Annotated in this window: 21 protein-coding genes; 6 read left to right on the top strand and 15 right to left on the bottom strand. The window is 68.8% G+C overall.

Annotation, left to right across the window (positions count from 1 at the left end; all coding sequences use genetic code 11):
* Window positions 1-278 precede the first annotated feature (278 nt).
* Window positions 279-1,232, bottom strand: a complete 954-nt coding sequence (locus K206_RS0119885; RefSeq protein WP_020204146.1) for a LysR substrate-binding domain-containing protein — start codon at window positions 1,230-1,232, stop codon at window positions 279-281.
* A 161-nt stretch (window positions 1,233-1,393) separates the two neighbouring features.
* Entirely contained in the window at window positions 1,394-3,583 is a 2,190-nt protein-coding gene (recG, locus tag K206_RS0119880) for an ATP-dependent DNA helicase RecG (RefSeq protein ID WP_020204145.1), read from the bottom strand.
* 226 nt (window positions 3,584-3,809) lie between these two features.
* Here recG and queA point away from each other — a divergent pair, with 226 nt between their 5' ends.
* From queA to secF, 5 genes are all read left to right on the top strand, one after another.
* Window positions 3,810-4,859 (top strand): tRNA preQ1(34) S-adenosylmethionine ribosyltransferase-isomerase QueA, encoded by a 1,050-nt coding sequence (gene queA / locus K206_RS0119875; RefSeq protein WP_020204144.1) that lies wholly within the window; start codon window positions 3,810-3,812, stop codon window positions 4,857-4,859.
* A gap of 41 nt (window positions 4,860-4,900) precedes the next feature.
* On the top strand, window positions 4,901-6,031 hold the full coding sequence (tgt, locus tag K206_RS0119870) for a tRNA guanosine(34) transglycosylase Tgt (protein ID WP_020204143.1): 1,131 nt from the start codon (window positions 4,901-4,903) through the stop codon (window positions 6,029-6,031).
* Window positions 6,032-6,250: 219 nt separating this feature from the next.
* Complete coding sequence (gene yajC / locus K206_RS0119865) at window positions 6,251-6,580, top strand: preprotein translocase subunit YajC (protein WP_020204142.1); 330 nt, start codon at window positions 6,251-6,253, stop codon at window positions 6,578-6,580.
* 273 nt (window positions 6,581-6,853) lie between these two features.
* Window positions 6,854-8,725, top strand: a complete 1,872-nt coding sequence (secD, locus tag K206_RS0119860; RefSeq protein ID WP_029043846.1) for a protein translocase subunit SecD — start codon at window positions 6,854-6,856, stop codon at window positions 8,723-8,725.
* 92 nt (window positions 8,726-8,817) lie between these two features.
* Entirely contained in the window at window positions 8,818-9,789 is a 972-nt protein-coding gene (gene secF, locus K206_RS0119855) for a protein translocase subunit SecF (protein ID WP_020204140.1), read from the top strand.
* 198 nt (window positions 9,790-9,987) lie between these two features.
* Here secF and K206_RS0119850 read toward each other — a convergent pair whose 3' ends face one another.
* The 8 genes from K206_RS0119850 to purB form a co-directional block, all read right to left on the bottom strand.
* Window positions 9,988-10,995, bottom strand: coding sequence for a response regulator (locus K206_RS0119850; RefSeq protein ID WP_020204139.1), 1,008 nt, complete (start codon window positions 10,993-10,995; stop codon window positions 9,988-9,990).
* Window positions 10,992-12,125, bottom strand: coding sequence for a hybrid sensor histidine kinase/response regulator (locus tag K206_RS0119845; RefSeq protein WP_020204138.1), 1,134 nt, complete (start codon window positions 12,123-12,125; stop codon window positions 10,992-10,994). Before K206_RS0119845 ends, K206_RS0119850 begins: the two co-directional genes overlap by 4 nt.
* A gap of 7 nt (window positions 12,126-12,132) precedes the next feature.
* Window positions 12,133-13,464, bottom strand: a complete 1,332-nt coding sequence (locus tag K206_RS0119840; protein WP_020204137.1) for a sensor histidine kinase — start codon at window positions 13,462-13,464, stop codon at window positions 12,133-12,135.
* Window positions 13,465-13,510: 46 nt separating this feature from the next.
* Window positions 13,511-14,908 (bottom strand): class I SAM-dependent methyltransferase, encoded by a 1,398-nt coding sequence (locus K206_RS0119835; protein ID WP_029043845.1) that lies wholly within the window; start codon window positions 14,906-14,908, stop codon window positions 13,511-13,513.
* Between the two features lie 437 nt (window positions 14,909-15,345).
* Window positions 15,346-15,936, bottom strand: a complete 591-nt coding sequence (locus K206_RS0119830) for a YceI family protein (protein WP_020204135.1) — start codon at window positions 15,934-15,936, stop codon at window positions 15,346-15,348.
* 65 nt (window positions 15,937-16,001) lie between these two features.
* The gene (locus K206_RS0119825) at window positions 16,002-16,574 is read right to left on the bottom strand and encodes a YceI family protein (RefSeq protein WP_020204134.1); all 573 of its coding nucleotides are present in this window, start codon (window positions 16,572-16,574) and stop codon (window positions 16,002-16,004) included.
* Between the two features lie 71 nt (window positions 16,575-16,645).
* Entirely contained in the window at window positions 16,646-17,236 is a 591-nt protein-coding gene (locus tag K206_RS0119820) for a cytochrome b (protein WP_020204133.1), read from the bottom strand.
* A gap of 228 nt (window positions 17,237-17,464) precedes the next feature.
* Entirely contained in the window at window positions 17,465-18,850 is a 1,386-nt protein-coding gene (purB, locus tag K206_RS0119815) for an adenylosuccinate lyase (protein ID WP_020204132.1), read from the bottom strand.
* 380 nt (window positions 18,851-19,230) lie between these two features.
* Here purB and K206_RS0119810 point away from each other — a divergent pair, with 380 nt between their 5' ends.
* Entirely contained in the window at window positions 19,231-19,845 is a 615-nt protein-coding gene (locus K206_RS0119810; protein WP_020204131.1) for a glutathione S-transferase family protein, read from the top strand.
* A gap of 48 nt (window positions 19,846-19,893) precedes the next feature.
* Here K206_RS0119810 and mnmA read toward each other — a convergent pair whose 3' ends face one another.
* The 5 genes from mnmA to K206_RS38790 all read right to left on the bottom strand — a co-directional run.
* Complete coding sequence (mnmA, locus tag K206_RS0119805; RefSeq protein WP_020204130.1) at window positions 19,894-20,997, bottom strand: tRNA 2-thiouridine(34) synthase MnmA; 1,104 nt, start codon at window positions 20,995-20,997, stop codon at window positions 19,894-19,896.
* Window positions 20,994-21,497, bottom strand: a complete 504-nt coding sequence (locus tag K206_RS0119800; RefSeq protein ID WP_052165935.1) for an NUDIX hydrolase — start codon at window positions 21,495-21,497, stop codon at window positions 20,994-20,996. The genes mnmA and K206_RS0119800 overlap by 4 nt, the downstream gene beginning before the upstream one ends.
* Before the next feature lie 90 nt (window positions 21,498-21,587).
* On the bottom strand, window positions 21,588-22,526 hold the full coding sequence (locus K206_RS0119795; RefSeq protein ID WP_020204128.1) for a 4-hydroxy-tetrahydrodipicolinate synthase: 939 nt from the start codon (window positions 22,524-22,526) through the stop codon (window positions 21,588-21,590).
* On the bottom strand, window positions 22,513-22,926 hold the full coding sequence (locus K206_RS42995; RefSeq protein WP_029043844.1) for a hypothetical protein: 414 nt from the start codon (window positions 22,924-22,926) through the stop codon (window positions 22,513-22,515). The genes K206_RS0119795 and K206_RS42995 overlap by 14 nt, the downstream gene beginning before the upstream one ends.
* 122 nt (window positions 22,927-23,048) lie before the next feature.
* Window positions 23,049-23,306 (bottom strand): TorF family putative porin (locus K206_RS38790; RefSeq protein WP_020204126.1); only part of this gene is annotated, 258 nt, incomplete at its 5' end.

Genomic DNA, 23,306 nt, shown 5'->3' with positions numbered 1-23,306 from the left:
GTGGATTCGATGCTGTTCATCTGTGGCTCCCCTGGATGATCGGCACGCAATGTGTCGATGGAGGCAGTCTACGGACAATCTATTAAATTTGAAATTCAATAATTTCTAACTATGAAATAGACGTCACCTATGTCCTCCGGGCGGAGCCGCGGAATCGGCAAAAAATCGGCAAAAAATCGGCAAAAAATCGGCGAAAAATCGGCGGAAAACGGGGGACGGGAGAGCGCGGCGGGACGGGCGGGAAGTCCGTCCCGGAACAGGCAACGCAGGGACCCCGCTCAGGCGGCCTCGGCCAGTTCCTTGGCGGCCAGCTTGCTCACGCCGGGCAGGTCGCACGCGGCCACCGCGCGGCGCAGCGCTTCCATCGCCGGCAGGCGGGTGAAGCTCTTGCGCCAGGCCAGCACCACGCGCCGGTCGGGCACCGGGTCGGTGAACGGCACGTAGGCCAGCAGGTCGTTCTTGTTCGGCTTGAGATCGGGCACCGAGGTGCGCGGCAGCACCGTGATGCCGACGCCGCTGGCCACCATGTGGCGGATGGTTTCCAGCGAGGAGCCCTCGAAGGTCTTCTGGATGCCGTCGGCGGCCTGCGAGAAGCGCGACAGTTCCGGGCACACGCCCAGCACCTGGTCGCGGAAGCAGTGGCCGCTGCCCAGCAGCAGCATGGTCTGCTGCTTGAGCTCGTCGGGATCGACGTGGCTGGCCTTCTCGAGCTGGTGGCCGCGCGGCACCGCCACCACGAAGGGCTCGTCGTAGAGCGGCTGCACCGTGAGGCCGGAGTCGGCGAACGGCTCGGCCATGATGGCGCAGTCGATCTCGCCCTGCTTGAGCAGCTCGATCAGCTTGACCGTGTAGTTCTCCTGCAGCATCAGCGGCATCTGCGGCACGGTCTGGATCATCTCCTTGACCAGCGAGGGCAGCAGGTAGGGCCCGATGGTATAGATCACCCCCAGGCGCAGCGGCCCGGCCAGCGGGTCCTTGCCCTGCTTGGCGATCTCGCGGATGGCCATCGTCTGCTCCAGCACGCGCTGGGCCTGCGCCACGATCTGCTCGCCGATCGGCGTCACCGACACCTCGGAGGTGCCGCGCTCGAAAATCTGCACATTGAGCTCGTCTTCCAGCTTCTTGATGGCAACCGACAGGGTCGGCTGCGACACGAAGCAGGCTTCGGCGGCCCGGCCGAAATGGCGCTCGCGCGCCACGGCGACGATGTACTTGAGTTCGGTGAGCGTCATGACTTATCAATTCCCGTTATGCGATAGATTTTACCTTCGAATCACGGTTCTGTCAGAGGTCGCCGTCGATGCGGCGCATGCGGTGCTTCATGGCTATCTCACTGCCGTCATATGTGACCATTGAGCGTCTTCGGTGCCGCCGGACGCCCCGGTCCCCGGGGTCAGGCCTTGAGGAAATGCTCGCGCCCGCCGAGCCAGCGCAGCAGGTGCGCGTCCACCGCCTCGGGGTAATGCGCCAGCATCAGCTCGGCGGCTTCCTGGGCGTAGTCGACCAGCCAGGCGTCGGTTTCCAGGTCGGCGAAGCGCAGCATCGCCTCGCCGGACTGGCGCGCGCCGAGGAATTCGCCGGGGCCGCGGATCTGCAGGTCGCGCCGGGCGATCTCGAAGCCGTCGGTGGTCTCGCGCATGGTGGCCAGGCGTTCCTTCGCGGTGGGCGACAGCGGCGCCTGGTACATCAGCAGGCAGACCGATTCGGCGCTGCCGCGCCCGACCCGGCCGCGCAGTTGGTGCAGCTGGGCCAGGCCGAAGCGCTCGGCATGCTCGATCACCATCAGCGAGGCGTTGGGCACGTCCACGCCGACCTCGATCACCGTGGTGGCGACCAGCACCTGCAGGCGGTTGGCGATGAAGTCGCCCATCACCGCGGCCTTCTCGGCCGGCGGCAGGCGGCCGTGCACGAGGCCCACCTTGAGCTCGGGCAGCGCCGCCACCAGGGTTTCGTAGGTTTCCACCGCGGTCTGCAGTTGCAGCGCCTCGCTTTCCTCGATCAGCGGGCAGACCCAGTAGATCTGGCGGCCGTCGGCGGCGGCGTGGTGCACGCGCTCGATCACCTCGTCGCGGCGCGCGTCGTTGACCAGCCGCGTCACCACCGGGCTGCGCCCGGGCGGCAGCTCGTCGATCACGGAGACGTCGAGATCGGCGTAGTAGGTCATGGCCAGCGTGCGCGGGATCGGCGTGGCCGACATCATCAACTGGTGCGGCACGGTCTCGGCGCGCGCGGCCGGCGCGACCTCGCCGGCGTCCGCCTCGGCCTTGCCGCGCAGCGCCAGGCGCTGGGCCACGCCGAAGCGGTGCTGCTCGTCCACCACCGACAGGCCCAGCCGCGCGAACTTCACGCTGTCCTGGATCAGCGCGTGGGTGCCGATGACCAGCCGGGCCTCGCCCGACTCCACCCGCGCCGCGGCCTCGCGCTTGGCGCGCGCCTTGAGGCTGCCGGCCAGCCACACCACCGTCACGCCGAGCGGCTCCAGCCACGCCGAGAGCTTGCGGAAGTGCTGCTCGGCCAGGATCTCGGTGGGCGCCATCAGCGCGGCCTGGTAGCCGGCGTCGATGGCCTGGCAGGCGGCCAGCGCGGCGACGATGGTCTTGCCGCTGCCGACGTCGCCCTGCAGCAGGCGGTGCATCGGGTGCGGCGCGCCCATGTCGGCGGCGATCTCCTCCACCACGCGCTGCTGCGCGCCGGTGAGCCGGAACGGCAGCGCGTCGAGGAAGGCGCCGAGCAGGCCGCCGGCGCGGCGCGGCATGGGCGGCGCGCTCTTGTCGCGGCGCGCGGCCTGCGAGCGCTTGAGCGAAAGCTGCTGGGCCAGCAGCTCGTCGAACTTGATGCGCTGCCAGGCCGGGTGCGAGCGCTCGCTCAGCGCGTGCTCGTCCACCTCCTGCGGCGGCGCGTGCAGCAGGCGCAGGCATTCCGGCAGCGGCCGCAGCCTGAGCGGCGCCAGCGGGCCCTGCAACACCGGCTGCGGCAGCGTCTCGGGCAGCGGCGTGCGCCCCAGCGCGCCGCCGATGGCCTTGCGCAGGTAGGCCTGCGGGATGCCGGCGGTGCTCGGGTAGACCGGCGTGAGGCGGTCCGGCAGCGCCTCGCCGGGCGCCACCGCGCGCACCGTGGGATGGACCATCTCGGCGCCGAAGAAACCGCCGCGCACCTCGCCGCGCACGCGCAGGCTGGCGCCTTCGGCCATCTGCTGGGCCTGGTTGCCGTAGAAATTGAGGAAGCGCAGCGTCAGCTCGCCGCTGTCGTCGGCGATCTTCACCACCATCTGGCGGCGCGGGCGGAACGTGACCTCGTTGGACGTGACCACGCCCTCGACCTGCGCCGTCAGGCCCAGCCCGGCGCGCCGGATCGCCTCGGCGATCGGCAGCAGCGTGGTCTCGTCCTCGTAGCGCATCGGCAGGTGCAGCACGAGGTCGACGTCGCGCCGCAGGCCGAGCTTGTGCAGGCGCGCCATCGCCGAGGACGGCTTGCCGGCCGCGCCCTTGGCCGCCCCGGCCTTGCCCGGCCGCCCCGGCTTGCCCGCGGCGGGCGCGGGGCTGTCGGTGGTTTCCTGGGTCGGGTCGGGAGCGGTTCCTGGCATCGGGCGGGCTTGGGGGTGGCGAAAGGAAGGCGGCGGCAGGCCGGTCCGGGTTGGCGCCGGCGGCGTCGGGCGCGCAAGGCGCCGCAACCGGCCGGCAAATAGGCGATATCATGCGCGCCCGGGCGGCGCTGCCGCCCCAAGCCTTACAATATCGGATTCGCCGATTGTACCTATGCCGGCCGCGCCACTGCGCGGCCCGCCGCCGTTTTTGCCCGCTTTTGCCCCCATGACGCTGACGTTGTCCGATTTCGATTTCCCGCTGCCGCCCGAACTGATCGCGCAGACCGCCCTGCCCGACCGCGGCGCCAGCCGGCTGCTGGTGGTGGAAACCGACACGCAGACCGGCGCCACGCGCATGGCGGACCGCGGTTTCGCCGACGTGGTGGACTACCTGCGCCCGTCGGACCTGCTGGTGTTCAACGACACGCGCGTGATCAAGGCGCGCTTCTTCGGCCACAAGGGCAGCGGCGGCAAGGTCGAGGTGCTGGTCGAGCGCGTGCTGGACACGCATACCGTGCTGGCCCAGGTGCGCGCGTCCAAGACCCCGCCCGAGGGCAGCCGGCTGCGCCTCGCGGATGCCTTCGACGTCACCGTGGGCCCGCGCGTGGACCAGTTCTTCACGCTGCGCTTCCCCGCGCCGGCGCTGGACCTGATCGAGCAGCACGGCCGCCTGCCGCTGCCGCCCTACATCACCCACGACCCGGACGCCTACGACGAGACGCGCTACCAGACCGTCTACGCGCGCGCGCCCGGCGCGGTGGCCGCGCCCACCGCCGGCCTGCATTTCGACGAAGCGCTGTTCGCGCGGCTCGACGCGCTCGGCGTGCGGCGCGGCTTCCTGACCCTGCACGTGGGCGCCGGCACCTTCCAGCCGGTGCGCACCGAGAACCTGGCCGAGCACAAGATGCACGCCGAGTGGTACGAGATCTCCGCAGACCTGGCCCGGGCCGTGCGCGAGACCCGCGCCGCCGGCGGGCGCGTGATCGCGGTCGGTACCACCTCGCTGCGCGCGCTGGAATCGGCCGGCGCGGCCGACGGCACGCTGGCCGCGGGCCGGGGCGACACCGACATCTTCATCACGCCCGGCTACCGTTTCCGCGTGGTCGACGCGCTCATCACCAACTTCCACCTGCCCAAGTCGACGCTGCTGATGCTGGTCTCGGCGCTGGCCGGCGTGGAGCCCATCCGCGCCGCCTACCGCCACGCGGTGGCGCAGCGCTACCGCTTCTTCAGCTACGGCGACGCCATGCTCCTGACCCGCCAGCCGCAGCCCTGAGCGCGCCGCGCCAGCCCGACCCCGCATCCAGGATATTCGCCATGCTCGACTTCGAACTGCTCACCACCGACGGCAACGCCCGCCGCGGCCGCGTCACCCTCAACCACGGCGTGGTCGAGACCCCGATCTTCATGCCGGTCGGCACCTACGGCTCGGTCAAGGCGATGTCGCCGCTCGAACTCAACGAAATCGGCTCGCAGATCATCCTCGGCAATACCTTCCACCTGTGGCTGCGCCCGGGGCTGGAGGTGGTGGAGAGCCACGGCGGCCTGCACCGCTTCATGGGCTGGGACAAGCCGATCCTGACCGATTCGGGCGGCTTCCAGGTGTTTTCGCTGGGCGCGCTGCGCAAGATCACCGAGGACGGCGTGACCTTCGCCTCGCCGGTCAACGGCGACAAGCTGTTCCTCTCGCCCGAGATCTCGATGCAGATCCAGCGCACGCTGAACTCCGACATCGTGATGCAGTTCGACGAATGCACGCCCTACGAGATCGAGGGCCGCCCGGCCACGCGCGAGGAGGCGGCCGCGTCGATGCGCATGAGCCTGCGCTGGGCCCGGCGCTCGATCGACGAGTTCAACCGCCTGGCCAACCCCAACGCGCTGTTCGGCATCGTCCAGGGCGGCATGTTCGAGGATCTGCGCGACGAGTCGCTGGCGGGCCTGTCCGAGCTCGACTTCCACGGCTACGCCATCGGCGGGCTGTCGGTGGGCGAGCCCAAGGAAGACATGATGCGGGTGCTCGAGCACGTGGCGCCGCGCCTGCCCGCGCACAAGCCGCATTACCTGATGGGCGTGGGCACGCCCGAGGACCTGGTGGCCGGCGTGGCCGCCGGCGTGGACATGTTCGACTGCGTGATGCCGACCCGCAACGCGCGCAACGGCTGGCTGTTCACGCGCTTCGGCGACGTCAAGATCAAGAACGCCGTGCACCGCAACGACACGCGCCCCCTGGACGAGAGCTGCGGCTGCTATACCTGCCGCAACTTCTCGCGCGCCTACCTGCACCACCTGCACCGCGTCGGCGAAATCCTCGGCGCGCGCCTGAACACCATCCACAACCTGCACTACTACCTGCAGCTGATGGCCGAGATGCGCGAGGCCATCGGACAGCACCGCTTCACGGCGTTCCGCGCGCGCTTCGCCGCGGACCGTGCGCGCGGGGTGCAATAGGCGCCACTTTCCACGCCGGCCGGCGCGCCGGCGCGGCAGCCGGAACTTTCCGCCACGCGCCGGTCGAACAGCCGGGTCCGGCGCGCTACGGGGCGGCGCGCAAGGGGCCCCGAACAAACCCGTAAATCCCCGCAAATGCCCGGATCGGACATGGAAGGCGATTGCAAGCGGGTGGTAGAATGACCGACTAACTGACTGACTTTGTGACGGAGAAGCGACGTGCTGATTTCTAACGCATTTGCCCAGACCGCCGGCATCACCGGCGGCGCGGCGGGTGGCCTGATGAGTTTCCTGCCCATCATCCTGATGTTCGCGGTATTGTGGTTCATCATGATCCGCCCGCAGATGAAGCGCCAGAAGGAATCGAAGGCAATGCTGGAAGCGCTGGCCAAGAACGACGAAGTCGTCACCGCCGGCGGCATCCTGGGCCGCGTGACCAAGGTGAACGAGCAGTACGTGACCCTCGAGATCGCAGCCGGCACCGAAATCACGGTGCAGAAGAACGCCGTGACCACGGTGCTGCCCAAGGGCTCGTTGAAGGCCCTCTGAGCATGGCGCCGCGAGTGGCGCGCCGCAGGCGCGACGTCCCGCGGTCCGCTGCAGCCGCTGCTCTTGCTGCCGCTTTTACTGTTTTTTCGCCGGCTTTTTCGCCCTTCCCGGCACGCCATTAGCGCGCGTGCCCCTGCAGCCGCCTGATCCAGCCCGGGTTGTCCGTGGATGCCAGGCGGCTGTTTGCCAACCGGTGCGGGTGCCCGACCTCCCGCCGACCACACCGTCCGACGGTATGCCCGGCCCCGCCAACCGCAGAACGACTGGCCAAAGATGAATCGTTATCCGCTTTGGAAATACCTCGTGATCCTGGTGGCGCTGGCCATCGGCATCATCTACACGCTGCCGAACTTCTTCGGCGAGGCGCCCGCCGTGCAGGTCTCCTCGGCCAAGGCCACGGTCAAGGTCGACCTGGCCACGCAGAAGCAGGTCGAGCAGGTGCTGGCGCAGAACAGCCTGCAGCCCGACGGCATGTTCTTCGACGTCAACGGCCAGACCGGCTCGGTCAAGGCGCGCTTTCGCACCACCGACGAGCAGCTCAAGGCCAAGGACGTGCTGACGCGCGCGCTCAACCCCGACCCCAATGACGCCACCTACGTGGTCGCGCTCAACCTGCTGTCGGGCTCGCCGCGCTGGCTGACCGCGCTGCACGCGCTGCCGATGTACCTGGGCCTGGACCTGCGCGGCGGCGTGCACTTCCTGCTGCAGGTGGACATGAAGGGCGCGGTCGACAAGAAGCTCGACAGCCTGGCCGGCGACGCGCGCACGCTGCTGCGCGACAAGGGCATCCGCCACGGCGGCATCGACCGCGACGGCGAGCGCCTGACGGTGCGCTTCAACAACGCCGAGGACGCCGGCAAGGCGCGCGGCATCCTCGCCGACAGCCTGCGCGAGCTGGCCTTCGAGGCCGACGGCAACAACCTCACCGGCGTGTTCACCGACGCCGCCCGCCGGGCGGTGCAGGACGCGGCGGTCAAGCAGAACATCACCACGCTGCACAACCGCGTGAACGAGCTCGGCGTGGCCGAGCCGGTGATCCAGCAGCAGGGCTCGGACCGCATCGTGGTCCAGTTGCCGGGCGTGCAGGACACCGCCAAGGCCAAGGACATCATCGGCCGCACCGCCACGCTGGAGGCGCGCCTGGCCGATCCGGAAGCGCCGCGCAACCCGCGCCCGGGCGACCCGATCCCGTTCGGCAGCGAACTGTTCACGCAAGGCAACGGCGCCCCGGTGGTGCTCAAGAAACAGGTCATCTTCACCGGCGACCGCATCGAAAGCGCCTCGGCCGGCTTCGACCAGAACCAGCGCCCCTCGGTCAACATCAAGCTCGACGCCCAGGGCGGGCGCGTGCTGCGCGACGTCTCGCGCGAGAACATCGGCAAGCCGATGGGCATCGTGCTGTTCGAGAAGGGCAAGGGCGAAGTGCTGACGGTGGCGACCATCCAGTCCGAGCTGGGCTCGAGCTTCCAGATCACCGGCTCGTACTCCACCGAGGCCGCCAACGACCTGGCGCTGCTGCTGCGCGCCGGCTCGCTGGCCGCGCCGATGGAAATCATCGAGGAACGCACCATCGGCCCGTCGCTGGGCGCCGACAACATCCAGAAGGGCTTCGACTCGGTGGCCTACGGCTTCAGCGCCATCGCCGTCTTCATGGTGCTGTACTACATGCTGTTCGGCGTGTTCTCGGTGGCCGCGCTGGCCATCAACCTGCTGCTGCTGGTGGCGGTGCTGTCGATGCTGCAGGCCACGCTGACGCTGCCGGGCATCGCCGCCATCGCGCTGGTGCTGGGCATGGCCATCGACGCCAACGTGCTGATCAACGAGCGCATCCGCGAGGAACTGCGCGCGGGCGCCTCGCCGCAGATGGCCATCGCCACCGGCTTCGACCGCGCCTGGGCCACCATCCTCGACTCCAACGTGACCACGCTGATCGCCGGCCTGGCGCTGCTGGCCTTCGGCTCGGGCCCGGTGCGCGGCTTCGCGGTGGTGCACTGCCTGGGCATCCTGACCTCGATGTTCTCGGCGGTGTTCTTCAACCGCGGCCTGGTCAACCTCTGGTACGGCCGCAAGAAGAAGCTGCAGGGCGTGGCGATCGGCCAGATCTGGAAGCCGGGTTCGGACAACCAGGGCACCGTCGCCAAGTAGGCATCGGGACGGCACAAGGCCGCCGCGCCGGGCGCGGCGGCCAAACAGCATAAGCACGGCGGCAAGGGCCGCCGTACAGAACAGGATTCAACATGGAATTCTTCCGCATCCGGCGCGACATTCCGTTCATGAAGCACGCGTTGGTCTTCAACGTGATTTCCTTCCTGACGTTTGCCGCGGCCGTATTCTTCCTCTGGCACAAGGGCCTGCACCTGTCGATCGAGTTCACCGGCGGCACGGTGATGGAGGTCAACTACCAGCAGACCGCCGATCTCGAGAAGATCCGCGGCCAGGTCGGCAAGCTCGGCTACAGCGACGTGCAGGTGCAGAACTTCGGCACCTCGCGCGACGTGATGATCCGCCTGCCGATCCAGAAGGGCGCGGACGGCAAGCCCGTCACCTCGGCCCAGCAGAGCGAGCAGGTCATGGGCGCGCTGCAGGCCGCCACGCCCGACGTCAAGCTCCAGCGCGTCGAGTTCGTCGGCCCGCAGGTGGGCAAGGAGCTGGCCACCGACGGCCTGCTGGCGCTGCTGTGCGTGGTGGCCGGCATCGTGATCTACCTGTCGTTCCGCTTCGAATGGAAGTTCGCGGTGGCCGGCGTGATCGCCAACCTGCACGACGTGGTGATCATCCTCGGCTTCTTCGCCTTCTTCCAGTGGGAATTCTCGCTGTCGGTGCTGGCGGCGATCCTGGCGGTGCTCGGCTACTCGGTCAACGAATCGGTGGTGATCTTCGACCGGATCCGCGAGAACTTCCGCAAGTACCGCAAGATGACCACGCACGAGATCATCGACAACGCGATCACCAGCACCATCTCGCGCACCATCATCACCCACGGCTCGACCGAAATGATGGTGCTGTCGATGTTCTTCTTCGGCGGCCCCACGCTGCACTACTTCGCGCTGGCGCTGACCGTCGGCATCCTGTTCGGCATCTACTCGTCGGTGTTCGTCGCCGCGGCGCTGGCCATGTGGCTGGGCGTCAAGCGCGAGGACCTCGTCAAGGGCGACAAGAAGCCGGGCGAGATCGACCGCAACGACCCGAACTACGGCGCGCAGGCCTGACCGGGCTGACGCCGCAATGAAAATGGGCACCTCCGGGTGCCCATTTTCGTTTGTCTTGCCGGTGTGCCGCGCGCCGCCGCTTGCCGAAGGTTTGCGCCCCTCTCCCGCGCAGCGGGAGAGGGAGAACACCTTGCTTGGGCTAGCTCTGGCGGCGTGGGCCCGTTCTGGCGGCTTCGTTCATTGCCCCGGGGTTGCCGATCAGAACTGCTCGATCCACACCGCCAGGCGGTCCGCCGGGAATTCCACGCTGCGCTCGGCCGCGCGGAAGACGATGACATCGCCTTCGCGCGTGGCCTTGAGCGCGCCGCCGGCCTCGTCGAGCCACAGCAGGCCGGCCAGCCAGGCCGCGTGCTGCGCCGAGACGTCCTGCTTGACCGGCTCGCCGAGGTATTCGGCCAGCGCGGCGGGGCGGGTCCAGACCAGCGCGTCGCCGTCGCGGCGCACCGTGGCCGCGCCCTCGCCTTCGGCCAGCACTTCGGCCAGCACCGCCACCGCGTCGCCCGCGCCGCGGCCCGCGTAGCGCGCGCGCAGCGCGGCGAGCTGCGCCGCCACCGCGTGGCCGAAGCCGCCGCCGCGCTTGCTCTCCGCCGCCACGAGGTCGGCGTAGTCCATCAGCAGCCAGTCCGGCTCGGGGTTCTGCACGCCGGCCAGCGCGGCCGAGGCCAGGTAGGTCTCCACCGGCTGGAAGCGCTCCGGCGCGCTCAGGCTGGCGGCCAGCGCGCGCACCAGCCCGACGCGCGTAGCGATGGTCTGCTTCTGCAGCACGCTCAGCTTCTCGCGCACGAGCTGGTCGCGCTCCTTGCGCAGGCCGGCCATCTCCAGCGCCTGCTTGAGCTCCATGCGCAGCGCGGTGATGTCCCACGGCTTCTTGATGTAGCGGTGGATCTGGCCTTCGTTGACGGCCGCGACGGTATGCTCGATCTCCGAGTAGGCGGTGGTCAGGATGCGCACGATGTGCGGGTAGCGCTCGCGCGCGTAGCGCAGCAGCTCGTTGCCGTACTCGCCCGGCATGCGCTGGTCGGAAACCAGCACGGCGAGGCTGTCGGCGTGAGCATCGAGCAGCGCCTTGCCCTCTTCGACGGAGCCGCCTGTCACCACTGGCGCCAGGGCGCCGATGGCACGCTGGAAATACTTGACCGCCGTGGCTTCGTCATCGACGAACAGAATCGCCGGTGAAAGTGCCTGCGTGGCATTCGGTTCGTTCATCGATCACTCCTATGCATTCGACTCTTGGTATTGGGGAAATCCAGCGTGACGGTGGTGCCCGCGCCGGCCATTGACTCGATCCGGATGCCGCCACCGAAAGACTGCATCACACGGTTGCAGAAAATCATGCCCAGGCCGTTGCCGCCGGTGCTGGCGTGAGTCGTGACCGGGTCCACCAGCAGGCGTCCCATCACTTCCGGCGGAATGCCCGGGCCGTTGTCGCAGATGCGGATCGCCGCCTCGGGCTCGGTCGCCACCACGAAGCGCAGCGAGGGGGCGGCCACGCCGTCGAGCGCGCGCAGCGCGTTGGACAGCAGCGACGACAGCACCAGCGCCACGCAGTTGGGCAGCGTGCGCACGGCGAAATCGTCCTGCATCTCGACCGCCACCCAGCCGCGCTGCTGCCCCGCGAACGGGTAGGTGTCGAGCAGCGCGGCGATCAGCCCGCCGGCGGTCACTTCGCGGCTGGCGCCGGCCTGCGTGCTGGGCCGGCTGCCGGTGCTGCGCACCGACTGCAGGAACGACGAGATCACCGCCAGGCAATACTGCGCGTTGTCGTGCATCGCGCTGGCCGCCTGGCCGATTTCGCCCTGGCGCTGCGGATTGTATTCCGCCGCGATCCGGCTTTCGATGCCGCGCGCGAAATTGGCGATCGCGGCCAGCGGCGTGTTGAGCTCGTGCGCGAGGAAGGCCAGCGTCTCGTCGATGGCCATCAGGCGCTGGTGGCGCATCGAGCGCTCGCGGTAGCGCTCCGCCGCCATGCGCAGCGCGTCGCGCACCTGGCCTAGCCCGAGCGGCTTTTCCAGGATGCGGAACACCTCGCCGGTGTTGACCGTCTGCAGCAGCATGTCCTTGTCGGCGTAGGCCGTCACCAGCACGCGCACGATCTGCGGGTACTCGAGCGCGATCTGGCGCAGCAGGTCGCCGCCGTCGCGGCCCGGCATGCGGAAGTCCGTCACCAGCACCGCCACGCGCGCGCCCTCGCGGCGCAGGATGCCGACCGCCTCGTCCGCGCCGCCGGCCACCAGCACCTCGTACTCCGCGCCGACCGCGCGGGCGAAGTACTTGCATGCCATCTCCTCGTCGTCGACGTAGAGCACGGTAAGCCGGGGTTGCCTGGCGTCGCTCATGGCGTCCTCAGTCGGCGCGCGGCAGGTCGAAGCTGAACGAGGCCCACTGGCCCTGCTCGCTCTCGGCGAACAGCACGCCGCCGTGGCGCTCGATCACCGCATAGCTGATGGACAGGCCGAGGCCGAGGCCCTGGCCGACTTCGCGCGTGGTGAAGAACGGCTCGAACACGCGCGCGAGGTTCTCGGGCGCGATGCCGGGGCCGTTGTCCTTCACGGTCACGTGCAGGCGGCGCTCGACCCACTTCACGGTGGTGTGGATCGCCGGGTTCTGCGTGCCGGCCTTGCGCATGGCCAGCGCGGCGTTGGAGAACAGGTTGATCAGCACGCCGATCACGGCGGCCTCGTCGCCCAGCACCAGCGTGTCGGCGGGCAGCTCGCGCGTGACCGCGACGCCGCGCAGCTCGTGCGCGGTGAGGCGAATGGACGAGTCCAGCGCCTTCTCGAACAGGAACGGCGTGCCCTCGGCCTCGGCGCCCGGCTTGCGGTAGGCGAAGGTCTTGAGGTCCGAGACGATATGCTGGATGCGCTGCATGCCCTGCTTGGCGTCGACCAGGCATTCCTGCAGCATCGGCTCGTTCTTGGCCACCGGCTCCTCCATCGCCACCTCAATCGCCATCAGGCAGAAGTTCACCGGGTTGTTGACCTCGTGCAGCAGGCCCGCGGCCAGCGTGCCGATGGCGGCCATCTTTTCCTGCTGCAGCATCTGGCCCTTGATGTCGACCAGCTTGCGGTTGATGACTTCCAGCTCGGCGTTCTTCTGCGCCACCTCGGCCTTGAGGCGGAACAGCATGAAGCGCGCGCGCTCGTTGAAGAAGGTGTAGACCGCGCTGGCCGCCGCGGCGAACAGCAGGAACAGCGAATTGACGATGAAGGTGCCGACCGGCTCGATCCCGCCGGGATGGAACAGGCAGGCCAGCAGGTAGAACAGGTAGGAGAGCAGGCCGAACACCAGGTTCTGCCACAGGCCGAACGGCAGCGCGATGCCGGAGGCGAAGATGGCCAGGTTCAGCCCCACGTAGTACGGCGACTCCACCCCGTCGGTGTGCCAGATCATCCACGAGATCATGATCTGCGGCAGCAGCAGCCACGACAGCGTCAGCCACGGCGCGAAGCGCCGCCCGGCCGAGCTGTACAGCACCACGACGATGCCGGCGATCAGCAGCGACACCAGCACCCGCGCCACCGCGAACGGCGCCTGCAGCTGCGGGTACTGGCCGTAGTCCAGTCCCACGCCGAGCAGCACCAGCACGATGGCGGTATAGGCGCCGCCGCGGCTGAAGGCCAGGCGGAAGTCCGCCAGCTCGGTCTGGTAACCCGCGTAAAGTTGATTGGTGCTCATGGCTGGGCCGGCTGCTGGTGTGTCGCTGGTATGGCGGAACGGGGGTTCAGGATATGGTCGCTTCCGCGAACACGTTGACGCCGGTCTGGTCGACGTAGAGTCTGTGCCCGCTCGACTGTTCGGGCAGCAGCATACTCATCCTGGCCTCGTCGCGGTAGATCAGGTACCACTCCAGCAGGTGTTCCATGCCGAATTTCTCGGGATTGGCCGAATGGACGTTGGTCACCAGCAACTGTCCGCCGGGCCGCGTGCGCGCGGCGAAATAGCTGAGCAGGCGCGCGCACACCTTGTCCGAGAGATAGTCGAACAGGCCGGCGCAGTACACCGCGTCGAACTCGCGCAGGCTGGCGTCGTCGGGCGCGATCTTGCGCTTGAGCAGCTCGTGCACCGACTGGTGCACCATCTCCACCGCCACCTTGTCCTTGTGGCCGGCCGCGGCGGCCGAGCGCTCGATCGAGGCCTTGGTATAGGCCAGCGTCTCCTCGCTGAAGTCGACCAGCTGGAACGACAGCAGCTCGGGCTGCGGATACTCGCGCACGAAACGCTGGATCTCGAAGGCCGGCCCGCAGCCCACGTTGAGCACGCGGAACGGGCGCCCGGCCGCGCGCGCGGCGTCGGCCTGGCGCGACAGGAAATCGACCAGCAGGTCGATGCGGTTGCGGTGGGCGGTGGCCACGGCGGCCTTGAGGAAGGCCGTGTTGACGATCTGGAAGTAGGTGGTCGGGCCCTGCTGCGGATCGCTCAGGATCTGGTTGACCATCTCGTAGTCGCCGGCATAGCCGAGCGGCTTGGTGAAGGTGCGGTAGACGAACGGCGCACGCAGCAGCAGCGGGTGCAGCGCGGACTGCGCGTAGGTGCGGTGCACCGGCGCGATCTCCGCGTCGACCTGCTCGGCCTCGCCTTCCAGGCGGTCCAGGTAGGTCTTGGTCTTGAGCATGATCGGCGTGGCCAGCTCGTAGAACACGTCCTCGCGCAGCCGCCCGTCGACCTTGGGCAGGTTCTCGGTCAGGTCCACCTGCTCGACCCAGCGCGAGACTTCGGAGAGGAAGGCGCGCATCTCGTTGACCACGATCTGGTAGTCGCGCCGGATGTTGAAGCGCGCGTCCCAGTCGTTGATGAACAACTGCGCTTCGCGGCCGACCGACTTGGGCTCGTTGGTGAGGTCGCTCAGCTCGCGCCATTCGTCGATGAGCGTGAGGGAGACCACCGCGGTGAGGCCGGTGTTCACCAGGCTCATCACCACCGCCTTGCCCAGGTAGGCGTTCTTGCTGCCCATGCGCACACTCAACTCGCTCAGCACCTCGCTGACCTGAACGATCGAGTACGGGTTGTAGATTTCCATCACCAGAGATTTTCTCTGGAGATTGATAATTGTGCCCCGCACCTGCTCGCCCTGCGAGTTGCGGAAGCTGACCACCGGATCGATTTGCGTTTGGGAGTACACGGTATGGCGCCAGAGAAATCCGAGAAACGCTGCCGGCCGGCCAGTCCTTGCCTGACTTGGCCGGGTACAGCTCGTACGGCGAGGGGATCGCTGCGATCGCTATGCTAGGCCGGCATCAAGGGGTACTGCTGGGATACATGTCGGTAATCGGTTGCGGGCATGGGCGTCCTCGTCTGATGGCAGGCACGCACGCGACTACACCCTGGTGACTGTGAGCGGGAAATGGCTGAACCGAGCGGAATCGTCGACTGGATGAGACTGTAACTGATTCCTAACGATTCATTGTACTGTGGCCGCCAGGTGCGGACAACATAACGCGGCGGCGCCGCGCGCGGTGTCCGCCGCGCCGGGCCGCGCCAACGAAAAAAGGGCCGGGGATCGCTCCCCGGCCCTTGCCGTGCCGCGTGCCGGGGGCGCCGCCCCGGCATGCCGCGCGTTCAGTCCACCTTCACGCCTTCGACCTGGATGGCCAGCTTGACCTGGGGCTTGAAGCCCATCTTCACGCCGTAGTCGATGCCGAAGTCGGCGCGGTTGAGAGTGCCGACGGCGTCGGCGCCGCAGGCTTCGCGCTTGAGCATCGGGTGCTGGATGCACTTGAACTCGCGGATCTCCAGCTTGACCGGCTTGGACACGCCGTGCAGCGTCAGCACGCCATCGACCTCGGTCGGCACGTCGCCGTTGAACTTGGAGAACTTGCCCTTGTAGGAGGCGTCCGGGAAGGCATCGACGTCGAACATGTCCGGGCCCTTGACGTGCTGGTTCAGCTTGGCGTTGCCGAAGTCGACCGAGGCGGGATCGATCTTGACGTCGAGCGAGCCGGTCTTGGCCGCGCGATCCAGCGTCACCGTGCCGCTCGACTTCTCGAACTTGCCGCGCCAGACGGACAGGCCGCCCAGGTGGTCGGCCTCGAAGCTCGGGTAGGTATGGGTCGGATCGAGGTTGTAGGTCACCGAGTTGGCGGAGGCCACGCCGAACGCGGCGCTGGCGGTGATGGCCGCGGCGGCGGCGAGGATGGTACGCAGTTTCATGAGTTCTCCGGCGGAAAAATGGAACGGACAGCGATAAAACGAGAATGGCAGCGGGCGCGGCGCGCTCACTTCCTGGCCAAGGTCACGATGTGGAACTTGATCTGGACGTCGTCGGCGACCACGGAAGTGTCCTTCCATTCGCCGTCGCCGATGTTGAACGCGGTGCGCTTGATCGGCAGCACGCCGTCGAACACCTGGCTGGCGGCGTCCTGGCGGTAGGTCGCGGGCACCACCACGTCCACGGTCTTGCCCTTGATGGTGAGCTTGCCCGCCACCTCGAACTTGCCGGCGGCGCCGGCCTTGATGCTGGTGGACTGGAACACCGCCTTGGGGTACTTGGCCGCGTCGAACCACTCGCCGCCCTTGACCTCCTTGGTGGTCTCGGCGTCGCCGATCTCGAAGCTGGCGACGTCGATCTCGACCTTGGCCGAGGAGGTGGCCAGCTTGGCCGGGTCGAACGAGACGGCGGCGTCGAACTTCTTGAACTTGCCTTCCATCGGCACGCCGATCTGGCGGGCGGTGGCGGTGACCGAGCTCTTGCCGGCGTCGACCTGGGCCCAGGCGAGATTGGCGGCGATACCGGCGCTGGCCAGCGTAGCGGCCATCAGGAGCGCGCTCGGGCGGGGAATGCGTTTCATCAAAAACTCCTGTCGCTGAGAGGGCCTGCGCCCTCGGGGTCGGATATTCCGCTGATTCCGGCGGTTGCGGATTACTTCAGGAACGGCAGCATGCGGGCCAGCGTGCCGTCGCGCTCGATGAACTGGTGCTTGATCGCCGCGGCCGCATGGATTACGACGATGGCGGCCATCAGGTAGTTCAGCCAGATGTGCGTCTGCTTGAGGATCTCCTTGAGCGCGTCGTCCGGCCCGATCAGCGACGGCAGCGGCACGATGCCCAGGTAGACCACCGGCACGCCGGCGGCGCAGCTATACAGGTAGCCGGTCACGGGCACCACCAGGATCAGCACGTACAGCAGCATGTGGGCGCCGTGCGCGGCGGCGGCCTGCCAGGCCGGCGTGCCGGCGGCCGGCGCCGGCGCGCGGTGGGTGGCGCGCCACAGCACGCGCAGCACGGCGACGACGAACACCGTCACGCCCAGCCACTTGTGCCACGAGAACAGCTTGAGCTTGAGCATCGACAGGCCCGGAATGCCGGTCATGTAGAGGCCGAGCGCGAAGGCGGCGAAGATCATCAGCGCGATGATCCAGTGCAGGCCGATCGCGGTCGCGCCGTAGCCGGCGGCGGACGATTGTGGCGAGGCAGCCCCGGCGCGCGCGCCGGTCTTGACTTGCGAATGCATGGGAGACCCCTGCCCGTGACGGGCGTTTCATCGACTTCTGCAAAAAGACAACGGCGGCGGACGGGCCGCCCGCCGTTGAATTCTCGCATTATTGTGCGGCGGGCAGCCCAGCGAACGGTCTGAAATTCATGGATTCATTCAAACCATTTGAAGTGACATTCCGCCGCGCCCGCCGCCGGACGAAAAAAAACCACCCCGCGGGGTGGTTTTTCGTGGCGCCGGGCCGCGTCAGGAAGCCGAAACCGACTCGGCCAGGCTGATGGCGCGCCCGATGTAGCTGGCCGGGGTCATTTCCAGCAGCAGCTGCTTGGCGTCGTCGGGAATCGCCAGGCCGCCGATGAAGGTCCGCAGCGCCTCGCGCGAGATGCCCTTGCCGCGCGTGAGCTCCTTGAGCTGTTCGTACGGATTGGGCACGCCGAAGCGGCGCATCACGGTCTGCACCGGCTCGGCCAGCACTTCCCAGCAGTTGTCGAGGTCTTCGTGCAGGCGCTCGGGGTTGGTTTCGAGCTTGCCCAGGCCGCGCAGGCAGGCCTCGTAGGCCAGCAGGCTGTAGCCCAGCGCCACGCCCATGTTGCGCAGCACGGTGGAGTCGGTCAGGTCGCGCTGCCAGCGCGACAGCGGCAGCTTCTCCGACAGGTGGCGCAGCACCGCGTTGCCCAGGCCCAGGTTGCCCTCCGAGTTCTCGAAGTCGATCGGGTTGACCTTGTGCGGCATGGTCGACGAGCCGATCTCGCCGGCCTTGGTCTTCTGCTTGAAGTAGCCCACCGAGATGTAGCCCCACACGTCGCGGTTCAGGTCGATCAGGATGGTGTTGGCGCGCGCGATGGCGTCGAACAGCTCGGCCATGTAGTCGTGCGGCTCGATCTGGATGGTGTACGGGTTGAAGGTCAGGCCCAGGCGCGACTCGATCACCTGCTTCGAGAACGCCTCCCAGTCGAACGACGGGTAGGCCGACAGGTGCGCATTGTAGTTGCCCACCGCGCCGTTCATCTTGCCCAGCAGCTCCACGCGCTGGATGCGCTCGATGGCGCGGCCCAGGCGCGCCGCCACGTTGGCCATTTCCTTGCCCAGCGTGGTCGGGCTGGCCGGCTGGCCGTGCGTGCGCGACAGCATCGGCTGGCGCGCGTTGGCGCGCGCCAGCTCCACCAGGCGCGCGTGCACGCGCTGCAGCGCCGGCACCACCACCACGTCGCGCGCGCCCTTGAGCATCATGCCGTGCGAGGTGTTGTTGATGTCTTCCGAGGTGCAGGCGAAGTGGATGAACTCGCTGGCGGCTTCCAGCTCGGCGTTGCCCTTGACCTGCTCCTTGAGCCAGTACTCGACGGCCTTGACGTCATGGTTGGTGACGGCCTCGATTTCCTTGATGCGCGCGGCGTGCGCCTCGGTGAAGTTGTCCACCAGCGCCAGCAGCGCGGCCTCGGACGCCGGCGAGAACTTCGGCATGTCGGGCAGGCCGGCCTGCGACAGCGCGATCAGCCAGTGCACCTCCACCTTGACGCGGTTGCGCATGAAGGCGGCTTCCGAGAGCCACTCGCGCAGCGCGTCGGCCTTGGAGGCATAGCGGCCGTCGATGGGAGACAGGGCGGTGAGCGGGGAGAGCGAGGACGTGGACATGCTGGAAGACCGGAAGGAAGGGAAAGGACGGCGGCCTGCCGCGATCTGGCGTCGAGAGCGCCCGTCAACAGATCGAAAGAGACCAATCAGGCGCGCCAACCGACCGGCGGCGCGGTGGAAAGCGGGCATTTTACCATCGTGGCAGCCGTTCTGTGGCCGCCGCCGCGGGCATGGCGCGCCCGCGCGTATCGGCACCACGACACCGGCGCGGCGTTGGCGCGCCGCCGCCACGTGCCGGGCACGTGGCACGGGTATACTCCCGCTCGCCAATCCACTAGCCTGTTATGAAGTGCATCGGGCATGCCGGCCGGACGCCCCCGCGCGCGGCCCGTCGTGCCAGAGAGCGCCGATGCACTTCATAACAAGCTCGAGGGGAGTCCATGAAGCTGTATGCATCGCAGACCAGTCCTTACGCGCGCAAGGTGCGCGTGGTGATGGCGGAAAAGAAGATCGACTACCAGATGGTGGAAGTGGATGTGTGGTCGCCCGACACCACCATCAGCCAGTTCAACCCGCTCGGCAAGGTGCCGTGCCTGGTGATGGAAGACGGCGGCGCGATCTTCGACTCGCGCGTGATCGTCGAGTACGTCGACACGCTCACGCCGGTCAGCCGGCTGATCCCGCAGGGCGCCCGCGAGCGCGTGGAAGTGCGCTGCTGGGAAGCGCTCGCCGACGGCCTGCTCGACGCCGCGCTGCTGGCGCGCCTGGAGCACACCCAGCGCGAGCCCGCCCAGCGCAGCGAGCGCTGGGTCAGGCGCCAGCTCGGCAAGATCGACTCGGCGGTGACGGCCATCGCCGACGGCCTGGCCGACCGCCCGTGGTGCTGCGACAACCACTACTCGCTGGCCGACGTGGCGGTGGGCTGCGCGCTGTCGTACCTGGACTTCCGCTTCGCGGACATCCCCTGGCGCGAGCGCCACCCGCGCCTGGCGGCCTACCAGGACAAGCTGGCCAAACGCCAGTCGTTCATCGACACCGAGCCGCCGCGCGCCTAGGCGCGCGAGCCGCCGGGGCATGCACGGCGCCCCGGGCCGCGCGCCGCGCTACCGGATGATGCCGCCGCCCAGGCAGACATCGCCCTGGTACAGCACGGCCGACTGGCCCGGCGTCACCGCCCACTGCGGCTCGGCGAACGCCAGCCGCAGCGCGTCGCCGGCCAGCGCGGCCACCACGCAGGGCGCGTCGCTCTGCCGGTAGCGCGTCTTGGCCGACAGCGCCGTGCCCGCCGCCGGGCCCTCGCCCGCCACCCACGACAGGTCGGCGGCGTCGAGCACCGGCGTCAGCAGCCACGGATGGTCGTGGCCCTGCACCACGTACAGCGTATTGCTCGCCATGTCCTTGCGCGCCACGTACCAGGCGTCGCCGCTGCCTTCGCGGCTGCCGCCCAGGCCGATGCCCTTGCGCTGGCCCAGCGTGTAGAACGCCAGGCCGATGTGCTGGCCGACCTCCCTGCCGTCGGGCGTCTTCATCGGCCCCGGGCTGGTCGGCAGGTAGCGGTTGAGGAAATCGCGGAACGGCCGCTCGCCGATGAAGCAGATGCCGGTGGAATCCTTCTTCTTCGCGTTGGGCAGGCCGATCTCGGCGGCGATCTCGCGCACGCGCGTCTTGGGCATCTCGCCGAGCGGGAACAGCGTGCGCGACAGCTGCGCCTGGTTCAGCCGGTGCAGGAAGTAGCTCTGGTCCTTGGTGTGGTCGAACGCCTTGAGCAGCTCGAAGCGGCCGCTCTGCGCCTGCCGCACGCGCGCATAGTGGCCGGTGGCGATGGTGTCCGCGCCCAGCGACATGGCATGGTCGAGGAAGGCCTTGAACTTGATCTCGGCGTTGCACAGCACGTCGGGATTGGGCGTGCGGCCGGCCGAATACTCGCGCAGGAAATCGGCGAACACGCGGTCCTTGTACTCGGCGGCGAAGTTGACCGCCTCCACGTCCACGCCGATCAGGTCGGCCACCGAGACCACGTCGAGCCAGTCCTGCCGGGTCGAGCAGTATTCGCCGTCGTCGTCGTCCTCCCAGTTCTTCATGAACAGGCCGATCACCTCGTAGCCCTGCTGCTTGAGCAGCCACGCGGTCACGGAGGAATCCACCCCGCCCGACATGCCGACCACCACGCGCTTGCCGCTTGTGCCGCCGCTTGTGCCGCCGCTCATGCCAGGCTCCCGCCGCCCTGCACCGAGACATGGGTGTAGAGCGCGTCGAGCGCGAAGCGCTTGCCCGCCAGGTAGTCCTCGATGCACGCCAGCAGCAGCGGCGTGCGGTGGCGCTCCGGGCACGCGCGGATCTCGTCCGCGCTCATCCACACGGTGCGCACGATGCCCACGTCGAGCTGGCGCCCGGCGTCGAGCGCGCCCAGCTCGCCGGTGAAGGCGAAGCGCACGTAGGTGATGTCGCCGCCGGGCCGCGTGGCGCTGCCGGCCGACGCGGCGCGGGCCATGTAGCAGCCCAGCAGCGCGCGCGGCTCGAAGGTGTGCGCGGTCTCTTCCAGCGTTTCGCGGATGACCGCGTGCACCAGGCTCTCGCCGGGATCGAGGTGGCCGGCGGGCTGGTTCAGCCGCAGGCCGGCAGGCGTTTCTTCTTCCACCAGCAGGAAACGGCCGCCGCGTTCGATGACCGCGGCGACGGTGACGCTGGCTTTCCAGTCGTGTGACATGATGCACAAAATTTAGGCAATCCGGCATTCTACCGGTTGCCGCCCTTTCGTGCACCGGCGCCGGGCGCGTCCGGCGCGCCCGGCCACGCTTCAGGCCGGCAGCAAAGTGCCTTCCAGGTCCCGCGCCGACGGCAGCAGGCCGATCGCCTGCTCGAGCCGCGCGCACAGCGCCCGGCTGGCCGGCATCAGCGGCCGGCGCACCTCGGCGCCGGCCAGCCCGCACAGGGCCAGCGCCGCCTTGACCGGGCCCGGATTGGGCTCGGAGAACAGCAGCGCGATCAAGGGCGCCAGGTGCGCGAACAGCGCGCGCGCGGCCTCGTGCTGGCCCGCCTCGGCCAGCCGCGCCAGCCGCACGAACAGGTCGGGGCGGATGTGCGCGCTGGCCGGCACCACGCCGTCGCCGCCGGCCAGCAGGTGGCCGAGCATCGCCTCGTCCTCGCCGCAGAACACCGACAGCGCCTCGCAGCCGGCCAGCGCGCGCAGCCCGGCCGCGTCGCACTCCTTGACCGCCACGATGCGCGGATGGGCGGCCAGGCGCCGCACCAGCGCCGGCGACAGCGCGCAGCCGGTGCGGCGCGGCACGTTGTAGAGCATCAGCGGGCGCCAGGTGGCCTGCGCCACGCATTCGAAATGCCAGGCGATGCCGTCGTCGCCGGGGCGCAGGTAGTACGGCGGCGGCACCAGGTAGCCGGCCAGGTCGAAGCGGTCGAGCTGGCGCACCTGCGCGCACACCGCGCGGGTATCCACGCCGCCCACGCCGGCCATCACCGGCAGCGCGCCGTTGACCGCCTCCAGCACCGCGGCGGTAAACATCAGCCGCTCCGCCGGCGAGAGCAGGCCGCCCTCGCCCGTGGTGCCGAGGATGACGAGGCCGTCCATGCCGCTGGCCGCGTAGTGCGCGGCCAGGCGCTGGGCGCACGCCAGGTCCGGCTCGCCGCCCTTGAGCGGCGTCACCATCGGCAGCCACAGCCCGCTGCCGCCCGGCCGGCGCAGGCCGCTCGCCGGCGCCGCGGGCTCAGTGCGCGGCATGGTCTTGCCCCAGCGGCGTGGTCACGCCGAACTCGGCGGCCGGCAGCGCTGTCATGATGGCATGCATGGCGGCGTCGCGGCCGCCGCGCTCGACTTCCACGTGCACCGTGGTCTCGCCGTGGCGGTGGTCCACCTCGACCACGTAGATGCGCGCCAGCTTGCCGATCGCGGCATGCAGCGACTGGCGCAGCGCGAAGACCTGGCTGGACGCCACCGCCAGGCGCAGGCGGATCCAGGCGCACGCCGTGTCGGCGGCGGGCCGCGTGGGCAATATGGAAGGCGCGGCGCCACGCGCCGCTTCGGCATGGGCGGCGTGGGCGGCACGGACTGTGCGGGCACTGGCGCCGGCACGGCGGCGCGGCACGGAAACGAAGGCCAGGGCAAGACTCGACTGTCGCATGAGGACGGGATCCGCGCGCGGCGGATCGTCTGTGGTAGATGGAATCATGCTATGCAGGGCCGCCTCAAGTTGATGCAAGGATTGCCGCCGGCGCCATCAAGAAGGCATCAAAACGGCCGCGCTCAGAAGGTCTTGGTCAGCGACGCGAACGCGGTCGCGCGCCCGATGTAGCGGCCCGGCGCATTGGTGTAGACCGAGCGGCGCGCATTGGTGTCGATATACGCGACCGCCACCGCGAAACCCTTGCCCAGGTCCTTGGTCAGGCCCAGCTTCCAGTCCGTGTACGAGGCGTTGTCGACGTGCTTCACGCCCTGGTAGCCGACGTGCGCGTTGGCCGTCAGGCCCCAGAAATCCAGTGGCACGTTCGCGCTCAGGTCCAC

The organism is Cupriavidus sp. WS (assembly GCF_000395345.1).
Taxonomy (GTDB): domain Bacteria; phylum Pseudomonadota; class Gammaproteobacteria; order Burkholderiales; family Burkholderiaceae; genus Cupriavidus; species Cupriavidus basilensis_B.
This window is presented reverse-complemented; position numbering and strand designations above follow the sequence as displayed.

Bases quoted from the DNA above. Each gene is read 5' to 3' on its own strand.
- K206_RS0119885 (WP_020204146.1), bottom strand. From the start codon at position 1,232: ATGACGCTCACCGAACTCAAGTACATCGTCGCCGTGGCGCGCGAGCGC.
- recG (WP_020204145.1), bottom strand. From the start codon at position 3,583: ATGCCAGGAACCGCTCCCGACCCGACCCAGGAAACCACCGACAGCCCC.
- queA (WP_020204144.1), top strand. From the start codon at position 3,810: ATGACGCTGACGTTGTCCGATTTCGATTTCCCGCTGCCGCCCGAACTG.
- tgt (WP_020204143.1), top strand. From the start codon at position 4,901: ATGCTCGACTTCGAACTGCTCACCACCGACGGCAACGCCCGCCGCGGC.
- secD (WP_029043846.1), top strand. From the start codon at position 6,854: ATGAATCGTTATCCGCTTTGGAAATACCTCGTGATCCTGGTGGCGCTG.
- secF (WP_020204140.1), top strand. From the start codon at position 8,818: ATGGAATTCTTCCGCATCCGGCGCGACATTCCGTTCATGAAGCACGCG.
- K206_RS0119850 (WP_020204139.1), bottom strand. From the start codon at position 10,995: ATGAACGAACCGAATGCCACGCAGGCACTTTCACCGGCGATTCTGTTC.
- K206_RS0119845 (WP_020204138.1), bottom strand. From the start codon at position 12,125: ATGAGCGACGCCAGGCAACCCCGGCTTACCGTGCTCTACGTCGACGAC.
- K206_RS0119840 (WP_020204137.1), bottom strand. From the start codon at position 13,464: ATGAGCACCAATCAACTTTACGCGGGTTACCAGACCGAGCTGGCGGAC.
- K206_RS0119830 (WP_020204135.1), bottom strand. From the start codon at position 15,936: ATGAAACTGCGTACCATCCTCGCCGCCGCCGCGGCCATCACCGCCAGC.
- K206_RS0119825 (WP_020204134.1), bottom strand. From the start codon at position 16,574: ATGAAACGCATTCCCCGCCCGAGCGCGCTCCTGATGGCCGCTACGCTG.
- K206_RS0119820 (WP_020204133.1), bottom strand. From the start codon at position 17,236: ATGCATTCGCAAGTCAAGACCGGCGCGCGCGCCGGGGCTGCCTCGCCA.
- purB (WP_020204132.1), bottom strand. From the start codon at position 18,850: ATGTCCACGTCCTCGCTCTCCCCGCTCACCGCCCTGTCTCCCATCGAC.
- K206_RS0119810 (WP_020204131.1), top strand. From the start codon at position 19,231: ATGAAGCTGTATGCATCGCAGACCAGTCCTTACGCGCGCAAGGTGCGC.
- mnmA (WP_020204130.1), bottom strand. From the start codon at position 20,997: ATGAGCGGCGGCACAAGCGGCGGCACAAGCGGCAAGCGCGTGGTGGTC.
- K206_RS0119800 (WP_052165935.1), bottom strand. From the start codon at position 21,497: ATGTCACACGACTGGAAAGCCAGCGTCACCGTCGCCGCGGTCATCGAA.
- K206_RS0119795 (WP_020204128.1), bottom strand. From the start codon at position 22,526: ATGCCGCGCACTGAGCCCGCGGCGCCGGCGAGCGGCCTGCGCCGGCCG.
- K206_RS42995 (WP_029043844.1), bottom strand. From the start codon at position 22,926: ATGCGACAGTCGAGTCTTGCCCTGGCCTTCGTTTCCGTGCCGCGCCGC.